General features: G+C 62.5%; 14 protein-coding genes. 12 read left to right on the top strand and 2 right to left on the bottom strand.

Annotation, left to right across the window (positions count from 1 at the left end; translation table 11 throughout):
* The 3 genes from H8A95_RS37375 to H8A95_RS37365 form a co-directional block, all read left to right on the top strand.
* The coding region (locus H8A95_RS37375) for a tail fiber domain-containing protein (protein WP_229187622.1) at nucleotides 1–374 on the top strand (374 nt) is incomplete at its 5' end.
* Nucleotides 371–1,297: a DUF2950 domain-containing protein gene (locus tag H8A95_RS37370; RefSeq protein WP_229187621.1), complete on the top strand. Its 927-nt coding sequence runs from the start codon at nucleotides 371–373 to the stop codon at nucleotides 1,295–1,297. The genes H8A95_RS37375 and H8A95_RS37370, both read left to right, overlap by 4 nt.
* Nucleotides 1,298–1,325: 28 nt before the next feature.
* Nucleotides 1,326–1,748: a hypothetical protein gene (locus H8A95_RS37365; protein WP_229187620.1), complete on the top strand. Its 423-nt coding sequence runs from the start codon at nucleotides 1,326–1,328 to the stop codon at nucleotides 1,746–1,748.
* Nucleotides 1,749–1,778: 30 nt separating this feature from the next.
* Here the strand turns inward: H8A95_RS37365 and H8A95_RS37360 are convergent, their stop codons facing one another.
* Nucleotides 1,779–2,042, bottom strand: coding sequence for a hypothetical protein (locus H8A95_RS37360; protein WP_229187619.1), 264 nt, complete (start codon nucleotides 2,040–2,042; stop codon nucleotides 1,779–1,781).
* Between the two features lie 302 nt (nucleotides 2,043–2,344).
* On the opposite strand from H8A95_RS37360, the gene H8A95_RS37355 reads away from it, so the two are divergent.
* The 3 genes from H8A95_RS37355 to H8A95_RS37345 are packed head-to-tail and all read left to right on the top strand — an operon-like array spanning nucleotide 2,345 to nucleotide 3,460.
* The gene (locus H8A95_RS37355; RefSeq protein WP_229187618.1) at nucleotides 2,345–2,773 is read left to right on the top strand and encodes a universal stress protein; all 429 of its coding nucleotides are present in this window, start codon (nucleotides 2,345–2,347) and stop codon (nucleotides 2,771–2,773) included.
* 16 nt (nucleotides 2,774–2,789) lie between these two features.
* Nucleotides 2,790–3,143: an HdeA/HdeB family chaperone gene (locus tag H8A95_RS37350; protein WP_229187617.1), complete on the top strand. Its 354-nt coding sequence runs from the start codon at nucleotides 2,790–2,792 to the stop codon at nucleotides 3,141–3,143.
* Between the two features lie 23 nt (nucleotides 3,144–3,166).
* Nucleotides 3,167–3,460, top strand: coding sequence for an HdeA/HdeB family chaperone (locus H8A95_RS37345; RefSeq protein WP_229187616.1), 294 nt, complete (start codon nucleotides 3,167–3,169; stop codon nucleotides 3,458–3,460).
* A 153-nt stretch (nucleotides 3,461–3,613) separates the two neighbouring features.
* On the opposite strand, the gene aspD is transcribed toward H8A95_RS37345, so the two are convergent.
* The gene (gene aspD / locus H8A95_RS37340; RefSeq protein ID WP_229187615.1) at nucleotides 3,614–5,239 is read right to left on the bottom strand and encodes an aspartate 4-decarboxylase; all 1,626 of its coding nucleotides are present in this window, start codon (nucleotides 5,237–5,239) and stop codon (nucleotides 3,614–3,616) included.
* 368 nt (nucleotides 5,240–5,607) lie between these two features.
* On the opposite strand from aspD, the gene aspT (H8A95_RS37335) reads away from it, so the two are divergent.
* The 6 genes from aspT (H8A95_RS37335) to H8A95_RS37310 form a co-directional block, all read left to right on the top strand.
* A complete protein-coding gene (gene aspT / locus H8A95_RS37335; protein ID WP_229187614.1) occupies nucleotides 5,608–7,299 on the top strand; it encodes an aspartate-alanine antiporter in 1,692 nt (563 codons plus the stop codon).
* A gap of 15 nt (nucleotides 7,300–7,314) precedes the next feature.
* Complete coding sequence (gene aspT / locus H8A95_RS37330) at nucleotides 7,315–9,009, top strand: aspartate-alanine antiporter (protein ID WP_229187613.1); 1,695 nt, start codon at nucleotides 7,315–7,317, stop codon at nucleotides 9,007–9,009.
* A gap of 324 nt (nucleotides 9,010–9,333) precedes the next feature.
* On the top strand, nucleotides 9,334–10,044 hold the full coding sequence (locus tag H8A95_RS37325) for a TonB family protein (protein ID WP_229187612.1): 711 nt from the start codon (nucleotides 9,334–9,336) through the stop codon (nucleotides 10,042–10,044).
* A complete protein-coding gene (locus H8A95_RS37320; RefSeq protein WP_229187611.1) occupies nucleotides 10,037–10,603 on the top strand; it encodes an RNA polymerase sigma factor in 567 nt (188 codons plus the stop codon). Before H8A95_RS37325 ends, H8A95_RS37320 begins: the two co-directional genes overlap by 8 nt.
* A gap of 112 nt (nucleotides 10,604–10,715) precedes the next feature.
* The gene (locus H8A95_RS37315; protein WP_229187610.1) at nucleotides 10,716–11,702 is read left to right on the top strand and encodes a FecR family protein; all 987 of its coding nucleotides are present in this window, start codon (nucleotides 10,716–10,718) and stop codon (nucleotides 11,700–11,702) included.
* Nucleotides 11,703–12,078: 376 nt separating this feature from the next.
* On the top strand, nucleotides 12,079–12,438 hold a 360-nt coding region (locus H8A95_RS37310), incomplete at its 3' end, for a hypothetical protein (protein WP_229187609.1).

Raw genomic sequence — 12,438 nt, 5'->3', positions numbered from 1 at the left:
GTTTCGCCGGCCGTGGTGGCGGTGGCTTCGGCGGCGGCGGAGGTGGCTTCCGCGGCGGTGGCGGAGGTGGCGGCTTCCGTGGTGGCGGCGGTGGTGGACGGCGTTCCGACATCGCGCTCAAGCACGATATCGCGCTGCTTGGGCATCTCGCCAACGGTCTCGGCTACTACCGCTTCAGCTATCTCGGCAGCAGCAAGGCCTATGTCGGCGTGATGGCGCAGGAGGTCGAGCAAGTCATGCCAGCGGCCGTGACCCGCGGCGCCGACGGCTATCTCCGGGTCTATTACGACAAGCTCGGACTGAAGTTCCGCAGTTATCACGACTGGCTTGCCGCCGGCGCCAAGATTCCATCTCCGTCGGAGGCATCACGATGACAAGCTGTTCGCGACTGAATCGTATTGCCTCCATCGGCGTGGCTATAGCCGCCGCGCTTGCCCTGCTGCTGTCGTCCGCTCGCGCCCAGCAGGGCTTCCCCAATCCGGAGGACGCGGCGTCCGCCTTGGCGACCGCCGTCAAGGCCGGCACGAGCCGGGCCATGCTGAAGGTACTCGGTCGCGATGCTGCCGATATCATCGAGTCCGGCGACGATGTCGCCGACGCCAATGCGCGGCAGCGCTTCCTGTCGGCCTATGACGACAAGCATTCGATCAAGGCTGACGGCAACAAGAAAGCCATTCTGATTCTGGGAAAGGATGACTTCCCGTTCCCGATCCCCCTCGTCAACAACAACGACGGTTGGAGTTTCGACGCGGATGCGGGTCGTCGAGAAATCCTCTACCGCAGGATCGGCCAAAACGAGCTTGCCGCAATCCAGACCAGTCTGGCTTATGTCGACGCCCAGAACGAATACGCCGAGAAGGATCGCGGCGAGGGTGTGGGCGCCTACGCCCAGCGCATCGTCAGCCAGCCGGGCAAGACCGACGGATTGTTCTGGCGCGACGACAAGGATCCGAGCCCGCTTGGCGAGCTGGCAGCGCAAGCCGCTGCGGAAGGTTACAAGGTCGGCGAGCAGAGCGCGCCGTACCACGGATACTACTATCGGATCCTGAAGGCGCAGGGCTCCGACGCCCCCGGCGGCCCGCTGAACTATGTCGTGAAGGGCAAGATGATCGGTGGCTTTGCGCTCGTCGCCTATCCCGCCGAATACGCGAATTCCGGCGTCATGACCTTCCTCGTCAACCACGCCGGCACCGTCTATCAAAAGGATCTCGGTCCACGCACCGATTTCCTCGCCAAGCGCATGATCGTTTTCGATCCGGATCACACCTGGAAGAAAGTGGACCCTACAAATCCTTGAGCGAAGAGGGACTGCAGCGATGCGAGGCATGATCCGTCCCGTCATACTGGCGCTTGTCGCTCTGGTTCTGCTGGTCGCGCCATGCTTCGCGCAGGCCACCGGCCACGTCCAGGTCAAGTTCGTGAAGGCGGCTCTCATCGTGGGGGGCGGCGGCGGAACCGGCACGCTCATCTACCGCGGCCGGCACTATCCGTTCATCGCATCCGGCTTCAGTCTCGGCGTAACTGCCGGCACGTCCGTGAGCTGGCTCGAAGGAACTGCCTCGGGTATCCGGGAGGTCAACGATTTCGCCGGCAGCTACGCGCTGCTCGGAGCAGGCGGTGCGTGGGCCGCTGGCGTCGGCGGGGTAACCCTGCGAAATGAACACGGCGTGGTGCTGATGCTCAAAGGGCCGAAAGCGGGATTGGAATTCGCGGCCAATCTGGGTGGGCTCACGATCACGCTGAGGTGAATCCAGGCTCCGCTTGCCTCAATCCAGAATCTACTTCGGAAGACACTCCACATTGTAGGCAATGATAATCTGCGCCGGGTCGGCCTTGCCGATGCTTTTCAGGTCTTCGAGGCCGCTCTTCAGCCTGGCTCCTGCGTCTTTCAGGCTGCCCTCGAGCGTGGATTTGGCGGTACGGCATCGCTCCTCACTAGTGAACTCCTGAAAGACCACGGTTGGCAGAAGCCTCCATTCAGCTTTGTCGCTCGTGGCAGCCGGGTTGACCGAATAGGAGAATACATACATCAGCACCCACATCTGCATGCTCCCGTCGTGATGCGAGGTGGTCGCTCCTTCCCGTCATCGTCGAAAGGCGCGGCGGTCGAGCTGTGGCCATCATGGTCTCGTGCCGAAGGCCCGCATCGACCATGATCTAGATCAAGTGAGCAGGCGAACCTGCAGGGTATCGCGACCGAATGGTCCCTTGCTTTCTGGCAAGTGTAGACATCCAGGCGCGAAACACCGAGCGATAGATTGATCTATCTCAAGGCCAGATGCGCGGCGAAGGCTCAGCTTGCATCGGCGGATAACGATCATCCGGATAATCGGGAGGTAGAGGCATGTACCGGCACATTCTCATTCCGACAGATGGGTCGGAGCTGGCGGAGCATGGCGTGAGGCAGGGGTTGGCGCTGGCGAAATCCCTCGGAGCGAAGGTGTCAGTCATCTTCGTCATTGAGCCCTTCTCGGAAATCGGCGGGAGGTACCGTGAGCTGCTCACAAAATTTGCGGAGATACGCAAGGAAGAAGCCACGAGCGCACTGGATCGCGCCGCTCAGGCGGCCAAAGAGGCCGGTGTTTCCTGCGAGGCAACCCAGGTGGAAAGCGGGCAGCCCCATCAGGCCATCATCGCAGCGGCCGCGGATAAAGGCTGCGATCTCATTGCCATGTCGTCGCACGGACGCAGTGGGCTCTCCATGCTTCTCGTCGGCAGCGTGACAAACAAGGTGCTGACTCAGGCAAAAACTCCGGTTCTTGTCTGTCAGTGAATGTGTAGACCGCTCGATGGCAAATACGCTCACGCAGAGCCTCGCCACGGTGTATGAAATTTGGGAGCAGTTTATGAAGAAAATTGCCGTGTGCCTGGCCCTCGCGGGCGCGACTCTGTCGGGTCCCTTGCAAGCGCAGACAAGCGTCGACATGGCGCGCATAACTTGCGCGCAATACCTGGCCATGTCCCCGAGCGATTCTTCCGTATTTTCTGCCTGGATGAGCGGGTGGTTCAATCAAAAGAAGGGATATGTCTTTGTCGATCTCAACGCGTACGCGCGAAATGTCGCAAGCGTAAAGGCATGGTGTTCGACCAATCCCACTCAGACCGTGATGGCGGGCCTTGAGCGCTCCACCACCGGCCAGTGATCAAACAGGATTGGAAGACAACCATGAAGCCATCAATCTTTGCCGTTGCGACCGTTGTACTCCTCGCCACGACCGTTGTGGCCAAAGCTCAAGTCGTCGTCGATCTGTCCCTCATCACCTGCAAGCAACTGCTGGAGTCGGACAACGACAGACAAATGCTGATCAGCTCCTGGATGTCGGGATATTTCAGTGCATCGAAGAATTTGAGTGTTGTCGATTTTCGTTACGTCGAACGAAACGGCAAGGTCATCGGCAATTATTGCAAGTCGCACAAGTCGGACACCGTGATGAATGCGATGCAGAAGAACTGGCGCTGACCATCCTCGCTACTATCGGTTCGGCGGGCCGGTCGTCGCGAGGTGCTGATTTCCCAGAGCTTATGCAAAAGGAGCTTATGCAAAAGCCCCGGCACGCTCGCCGGGGCTTCTCTTTGGCTTCAGCGCTACCGGATCGCCTCCCGGCGCGTAGCGTCAGCGTTTCGCGGCCGCGCCCTTCGCTGCCTCGTAGGCGTCGCGATAGCCTCTCGCGATTGTCCGAACGCCGCGTCCGATGTCGTCGTAGACATCATCGGGCAGGTTCGCGAGCGACACCCGAAGCGACCATTCGGGTGCGTCGAAGCCGCCTCCGTTCAACAGCACGATCCCGTGGGCTTCGGCCAGCCTGAACGCGAGGTCCAGCGGGTGGACATTCTTCTTCAGGTATTCGACGGCCTCGTCGCCGATGTTCTTTCGGGCCCAGAACTCGAAATCGATGAGAGCGTAGTAGGCATCGTAGCTCGGATTCGGGGTCAGCTTGTCGGCCAGCCCGAGCCCGTCGAGCAGCGACCACAGCCGCTTGTTGACGATTTCCATGCAGGCGGCCTGATAGGCCTTCTTCACGTCCATCATCTCGGCGAGCGAGAACAGGCTCATCATCACCTGCTGCGGCAACGACAATCCGGCGGTGTGATTGAGCGCGACGTCGCGGCTGTCGGCGACGATACGGTCGATCAGCTTGAGCTTGCGCGGTTCGAGCGTGAGCGGCCCGTAGCGCTTGTCGAGCGCCTTCACGGCCTCGTCCGGAAGATCGGCGATCTTCCTGTCGAAGATGTTGTCTTCATGGATCGCAATCGCGCCGAGCCGCCATCCCGTGCAGCCGAAATATTTCGAATAGGAGTAGACGCCGATGGTGTTGTGCGGCAGTTCGCCGAGCAGCGAACGGAAATCGTGCACGAAGGTTCCGTAGACGTCGTCGGTGAGGATCATCAGGTCGGGGCGCTTGGTCTTGACCAGATTGGCCAGCTTGGCAACCGTCTCCTTGCTCAACGCCATTCCTGGAGGATTGGAAGGATTGACGACGAAGAACGCCTTGATCTTCGGGTCTTCCAGCTTCTTGATTTCCTCGTCGGTGAACTGGAATTTGTTCTCCTGCGGAGCCCTGATCTGAACGACCCTCAGGTCGTAGTCTTCAAGGTGCGTCATCTCGATGTAGGGCGTGAAGATCGGCGTCGCCAGCGCGATTGTATCGCCCGGCACCAGCAGCCGATTGGCCTTCAGCGACTTGAACAGGTAACACATCGCCGCCGTGCCGCCTTCGACCGCATAGATGTCGAACTTCCCGGCCGGCCGGGGCTCGCCGCAGACGGCCCACATCAGGTATTCGTGCACGATCTTCTCGTTGTGCACCAGCATGCGGTCCGGCACCGGGTAATTGTCGCCGATGATGGAATCGACCAGTTCGTGGACGAAGGCGTCGGGATTGAAACCGAATTTCTTCACTGCAAAGGGCAGCATCTCGGTCAGGAAACTCGCGCCGGGCATGTCCTTGTGCTGTTTGAGCCAGGCCTCGAACCGGCCGGCAATGCCGTTTGTCTGTGGCATGCCGCCGATGCCCGCCGGGTGCTCCATCACCCGCTTGCTCTCGGTGATGGCGAACTGTCCGAGCAGGAAGAAGCCTTCGCGCGGCGTCGTCGCCACCCAGTTCGGATTGCCTCGCCCGGCGTTCAGGAAGGGCATCTGACTGCGCTTCGAATTGCTCTTGGCGAGGTTGATCAGTTCGTCCTTGATCTCGAAGGGGCTCAGCGCCTCGAATTTCTTTAAGGTCAGAAGATCGGCCATTTTGACACTCCCGGGACGATGCAAGCTGTTGGAACGGAAGCGACAGGCGCTCTTGCCCGCGCAATCGCGCGCAGCATGATCGGCAGCCGGTGACGGCCCTTGATCTATGTCAACGCTCTGGTGCGGGCGACGTTTGCCGCGCTGACGGAGCGCCGCGTCACGATGCAGCATGCGGACCCGCGTGCGTTGTCGGCAAGACGATGAAGCGGCAAGGCAATCGCTGTCGCAATTGACATAGATCAACATCCGTCTCGGCAACCGCCGCCTGATGTCCATCGACGCAATTGCTTGGCCCTGCTTGGTCCACCCTGCGTGAGATCGAAGTGGACGCGAGCCGAAGCCTCGGGACAGCATGAACGGGTGACATCATGATCGATTGGCTCTTCCAGACGCTCCGCACCTATCCCGAGATCGCGATCTTTCTCTCGCTGGCCTTGGGCTACTATTTCGGCTCCTTCACCTATAAGGGGCTCGGTCTCGGCGCGGTCACCGCGACGCTGATCGCCGCTGTCATTATCGGCCAGATCGGAATCACCATTTCAGGTCCGCTGAAGCCGTTCTTCTTTCTGATGTTCCTGTTCGCCATCGGTTACGGCGTCGGACCGCAATTCGTGCGCGGCATCGCGCAGGACGGCGTCCCGCAGGCAATTTTCGCGGCCGTAGTCTGCGTCTTCTGCCTGCTGTCCGCCTATTTCGGCGCCAAGATCGCCGGCTACGACGTCGGATCGGCGATCGGGCTCTATGCCGGCTCGCAGACGATCTCCGCATCGATGGGGCTCGCGACCGACGCCATCAATCGTCTTGGCCTGCCTGCGGACGAAGCCAAGAAGCTGCTCGACGCCATGCCGGTTGCCTATGCCGTGACCTATATTTTCGGCACGGTCGGCTCGGCGATTGTCCTGGCCCTGCTCGGGCCGGCGTTGCTCGGGATCGATCTCGAGGCCGCGTGCAAGAAATATGAAGAAGAGCACGGCGGCAAGAAGCAGCTGGGCGGCCCGGGGACGGCCTGGCACCAGTTCGACGTGCGCGCCTATCGCGTTCATGAGCGCGGGCCCGTCGCCGGCAAGACGGTCGGGCAGGCCGAGGCGCTGCTTCCCGATCATCGCATCTTCGTCCTCCGGCTCCGGCAGGCCGGGAATATCGAGGAAGCAACCTCCGACACCGTGATTCATGCCGGCGATGTCGTTGCCGTGGCAGGCCGCCGCGATGTGCTGGTACGGTTGATCGGCGAGCAGGCGGAGGAAGTCGACGATCGCGAGCTGCTGGCGGTGCCGATCGAGGGCATCGATGTTTACGTGACCAGCAAGGACGTCGATGGCAAGACGCTGGAGGAGCTGGCCAAGGCACCGGGTGCTCGCGGCGTCTTCCTGCGCAAGATCGCCCGGGGCGCGATCGCGGTCGAAATTCCGATCCTGCCGAACACCAAGATCAACCGGGGCGACATCCTCACCCTGGTGGGCCGCACCTCCGATGTCGCTGCCACCACAAAGATGCTCGGCCGGCCGGATCGTGCGACTGACGTAGCCGACGTCGCCTTCATCGGGGCGGCCATCGCGATCGGCGCCCTTGTCGGCGCTTTCGTCTACAAGATCGGAAGCGTGCCGCTCACATTGTCCACCTCCGGTGGCGCGCTGATCTCCGGTCTGTTTTTCGGTTGGCTTCGATCCGTGCATCCGACCTTCGGCCGCATCCCGTCACCCACCGTGTGGTTCATGAACTCGGTCGGCCTGAACGTCTTCATTGCCGTAGTCGGCATCTCCTCGGGCCCGGGATTTGTCGCGGGCCTGCAGAAGCTCGGCTTCAGCCTGTTCCTGTGGGGCGTCGTCGTGACCACCGTGCCGTTGATCCTGGCGATGTTTGTCGGCAAATATGTGTTCCGTTTCCACGACGCGATCCTGCTCGGCTGCTGCTCCGGCGCGCGCACGACGACCGCGTCGCTCGGCATGATCAACGACCGTGCGAAGAGCCAGATTCCCGGCCTTGGCTATACCGTCACCTACGCGGTCGGAAACACGCTGTTGACGATTTGGGGCATGGTGCTGGTCATGATGATGGCATAGCCGCGGCCGGCGACGATGGTGATCTGGCTGCAGCAGTTTCTCGTCCGTTATCCGGAGCTCGCGCTGTTCCTGGTGATCGCGGCGGGCTACTGGATCGGAAGCTTCAGGATCGGGGCTTTCAGCCTCGGTCCGGTGACGGGTGCGCTCTTTGCCGGCCTTGCGGTCGGCGATTTCGCGCATGTGCCGGTCTCCAGCATGACCAAATCCTTCCTGTTCCTGTTGTTCCTGTTCGGGGTGGGCTATTCGGTCGGTCCGCAATTCGTTCTGGCAATGAAGCGCGACGGGCTGAAGCCGGTGCTGATGGCCATTGTCGTAAGCCTCACCGGCCTTGCGGCGGCGATCGTGGTGGCACGCGTGCTGCGGCTTGATCCCGGCTTTGCCGCCGGATTGATGTCGGGCGCGCTCAGCCAGAGCGCTGCGATGGGTACGGCGACCGACGCAATCAACGGACTGCCGGTATCCGAAGCACAGCGCGCGCTGTTTGTCTCGCACGTCGCGGTGGCCGATGCGGTCTGCTACATCTTCGGTTATGCCGGCGTGATCACATTCTGCACGATCGTCGTTCCGGCGCTGCTGAAGATCGATCTGAAGACCGAAGCGCTCAAGCTGGAACAAGCCTTGGGCATCACGCGCGCCAAGCCCGGCCTGGCGTCGGCCTGGCGCAAATTCGAGCTGCGCGCGTACCGGCTGGATGCCGACGCGGCGATCGCCGGACTGACGGTTGCCGCCGCCGAAGCTCGCGTGCCCGAGCAGCGCGTGTTCATCCACCGCATTCGCCGCGGCGAGCGCATCCTCGAGGCGGAGCCAGGGATGACGCTCGCGGCCGGCGACGTGATCGCGCTATCCGCGCCGCGCCAGACCATCGTCGAGCTGATCGGACCGCGCGGTGAAGAGGTCGAGGACCGGGAGCTGCTCGACATTCCCCTGATCTCGGCCGACCTGTTCCTGATCAACCCGGAGCTCGCGGGCAGCAGTCTCCAGCAGGCGTCGGAACAGAGCTGGACACGCGGCCTCTATCTGCGCTCGCTAAGCCGGGGCGGCGAGGCGCTTCCCATCGCGGCCGGCACCGTCCTGGAGCGCGGCGATATGCTTCGCATCGTGGGCCCTGAAACTGTGGTGCAGACCGCCGCCAAGAGCATCGGCGTCATTGTCGCGCCGAGCACCAGCATCGATTTCGTGGTGCTTGGGCTCGCGATTTTCCTCGGCGGCCTCGTTGGCGTGCTCGTGAGCTTTTCGGTTGGCGGTGTCACGATCTCTCTGAGCACCAGCGTCGGCACGCTGCTCGCCGGACTGCTGGTCGGCTACCTCCGCACCCGACTGCCGTATTTCGGCCGGATCCCAGACGGCGCCATCAGCCTGATGACGGCGCTCGGGCTCGCTGCCTTCGTCGGCCTGACCGGCATTCACGCCGGGCCGATCTTCCTTTCCGCGATACGCGAGTCGGGCATCGGCCTGCTGCTGGGCGGCATGATCGTCACCCTGTTGCCGCAGATCGTCGGCTTCTGCTTCGGGCATTTCGTGCTGCGCATGAACCCGATCCTCTTGCTGGGCGCATTGACGGGAGCGCAGACGGTGACGGCCGCGATGGCCGCCATCCAGGAGCGTTCGGGGAGTTCCGTGGTGGTGCTCGGCTATACGCCCGCCTATCCGGTCTCGAACATTCTGCTGACGACCTGGGGGTCGATCATGGTCGCCGTTTTGGCTGGATGACCAGACGGGATGGCCGGCGGTTACCTCGCCATTGAGATCGAACGCTACTAAGCCAGCTTCACTGGGCGTCGATAGGAAAAGGTCGCCTCCGAAATAGTGGGTTTCGCGATGTAGCGGTCTCCCGCTACCATATTCTCACACTGCCTTATCCGGTTGGGACGGGTCCCTTCGCCGAGCAGGCGGTCGATCGCGGTCCGACACGCGCGCTTCAACGCTTGCCGGTTCCACGACGACGCAAGACCTGCGCGAAGGGGAGTGGCTCATGTCCCCTGCAGACGTTATGGGATAGTCGTTGTCCATTCAGGATAGTGACGTCTGCAGTTCATGCCGTTTCGGTGGCGCTCATGGTTCGGCGGCTTTTTCTCCCTGGGCATGCTCTGGGCCTGTGCGGTATCGGCGCAAACCACTCAACCGGTCGGTCGGGCCTGGTTCGACATTCCCTCGCAGCCGCTCGCTTCCGCGCTCGACGCCTATAGCAAGGCGACCGGCGTCGTCATCGCCTATAACGGCAACCTCGCGGTTGGGCGGGTTTCGAATGCAGTGCAGGGGCAGTTCAATCCGCAGCAAGCTATCCTTATTCTTCTGAAAGGCAGCGGACTGGTCGCGGACTACACGGCATCCGATGCCATCGTCGTCATTCCAGCACCGAATGAAACTTTTGTGACGCGATCGCCGTCGGCCATCGCGTTGGCGGCCTTGTCACAACAGAGCGCTATTGAACGGCGATATTCGGCGCTGCTACAGGAGCGGCTGACCAATGCCTTGTGCGCCCAGCGAGCGACAAGGCCCGGTACATACCGGGCCGCCATCAGCTTTTGGATCGGGTCTTCTGGCAGCGTGACGAGGGTGAAGCTTTTGGGGACGACCGGCGATCCGCAACGGGATGCAGCGATTGCGGAAGCGGCACGTCGCGTATCCGCGGGTGAGGCTCCCCCCGCGCAGATGACGCAACCCTTTACCATGGTGATCCTGCCGCGAGCGTCCGGCGGCACGGTCGACTGTCCGCCGGGTGAAGGCGACCGACGAGATGAGTGAGGACAAGAGGTCCACCAGCTCGGCGAGTCATGACCCGGACCGGGAGAGCGAGAGCTCGCGAACGCTGCGGGCCCTGTTCATCGAGCGGTACCAGGACCTGAAGTCGCGCCTTGCACGTCGGCTGGGCTCCCTGGAGTGGGCAGAAGACGCTCTGCAGGATACCTATCTGCGCCTGAACGGACGGGAGATCGTTGGCGATGTCCGCAATCCGGCCGCCTACCTGCTTCGGTCTGCCTTCCATGTCGCGCTGAATCAGCGGCGCGCCGATAATCGGCGCCTCAATGCGGAAGAGGTCGAGGCGCTGCTCGATCTCGCGGATGATGCGCCTGATGCCGTGCGCGTGATTTCAGGCCGTTCTGATCTCGAAAGGCTCAAGCAGGTGATGGCCGAGCTGCCGCCGCGTCCGCGCGCCATCCTGTTGGCCGCCAGGCTGGAAGGGTTGTCCCGGCAGGAGATTGCCCAGCGCTTTGGCATCTCCGTGAGCCTGGTGGAAAAGGATTTGCGGAGGGCGCAGGAACATTGTGTCGCCCGTTTCAAGAAAATCCGGCGTCCGGAGTAGAAAATTGTGCGGTTCGCTTCGCCAGGGAGTGTCTATGTTGCGGGAGGTCCGCTGGTTCGCACGCAGAGGATCGCGCTCGCAGTCCCCATCATGACCGGCACATGCAACGTTGATGATTGATAGCGACCAACATCACGACGAGCTTTCCGGGCTGGAGCGCGAAGCCCATGCCTGGATTCGGCGCCTGACGTCCGGAGAGGCGAGGGCGGCTGACGCGGCTGCCTTGCAGCGGTGGTGCAGCCAGAGCCCGGCGCATGCGGCCGCTTTCTCGGAAGCCAGCCGATTCTGGAAGGCATTCGGCCCTGCCGGTCAGAACCTGCTCGATGACGAGAGGAAGACGAGCCGCCGTTCGCGCGCCGGTGGCAGGACCCCGATCATGACTCGCCGCGCGGTCGTGGGAGGAGCGCTCGCGGCCGCCACAGCCGGGATCATGGTGGTGCACCCGCCGCTCGATCTGTGGCCGTCGTTGCTCGAACTGCGGGCTGACTACCGCACTGGCGTCGGTGAGCAGCGTGAGCTGGCCGTGGTCGATGGCGTCGCGGTCCAGATGAACACGCGTACCAGCATCTCGCTGGGATCGGGAGGTGCGTCCGGCGCGGTTGAGCTGATTGCCGGCGAAGCCTCCTTCAAGGTCGCCGATCGGCGAGCAGAAACATTCAGCGTGACTGCGGCGGGCGGAACCACCACGTCGACCGGCGCACAGTTCGATGTGCGCGTTGACGGATCGAGCGCCTGTGTCACCTGCCTCGCGAACGAGGCGCATGTGGAGCATCGGACGCAACAGGTTGTTCTCAAGTCGAGGCAGCGCGTGACCTACGACGATAGCGGATTCGGCGAGGTCGTCGCAATCGACCCGTCGGTCGCCGCCGCCTGGCAGCAGGGTCTGATCATCTGCAACATGATGCCTTTGGCGGACCTGATTCAGGAACTGAACCGGTACCGGTTCGGCCGCATCGTTTTGCTGAACGGGGAGTTCGGGCGCAACCCCGTCAATGGTCGTTTCAGGATTGATCGTCCCGACGAGGCCTTGGTGCAGATTGAGCGTGCGTTCGGCATTCATGCCCGCACCTTGCCCGGCGGGCTCGTCCTGCTCTCCTAGCCCTTCCCTGCTCGAGACTCCAGTGCTTGCTCCGCTCTAAAGCGGTGACACAAAACATTCATAAAATTCCCTTGAGGGTTCCGACGTCAGGAGGTGTCACGACAGTGAGCCGGCGGTCATCACATTGATCGCAAGTTGGCTTAGTCAGGATACCGAATGTTCGTCGACCGTGTGATCTCCAGCGCATCGCGCGCCCTGCGCAACGCCTCGTGGCTTCGCTCGTTGCAGGGCAGTCGGATGAGCGGAGGAGTGAGTCTCGCAATAGCTGACGAGCAAACACACCGGCCGCGCATCGACCAGGTCGAAGCACCGACGCTTCGCCCTGTACGCCTCTGATCCGCTCCTTTCCGCTCATTCTGTTTCCAGAGGACATCGTATGCCGTCTCGCCGGAAAGCCGCCCGCCGTTATCGCTTCGATCTGCGTCGGGTCGCGCCGCTTTCTCCGCGGCAGCGGATCGGATTGGTATCCCGCTCCGTGCTGCTCGCTGGAACAAGCACGCTGGCGCTGCTGCTGACGGGAGTTGAGGACGCTTCCGCGCGGCCGTTCGGCAACTTCGGGACGACAAATTCGGCGCCGACGATCGCCAGCGACGCGGCCACCGCTGCGGCTCAGCAAGCGACGGAGGTCGCCAGGCAAAGCCAGAGCGCGCTGACCCGAGCGACCCAGGCCATCCAGGCACTGCAGGCCGCGCAGGTCGCGGCGCGCAGCGCAGCCGCGGCCTCGCAGCGATCGGCC

This window comes from Bradyrhizobium oropedii (assembly GCF_020889685.1).
Lineage (GTDB): Bacteria > Pseudomonadota > Alphaproteobacteria > Rhizobiales > Xanthobacteraceae > Bradyrhizobium > Bradyrhizobium oropedii.
Note: the sequence above shows the minus strand (reverse complement) of the source record. Positions and strands in the feature narration are given on the sequence as shown.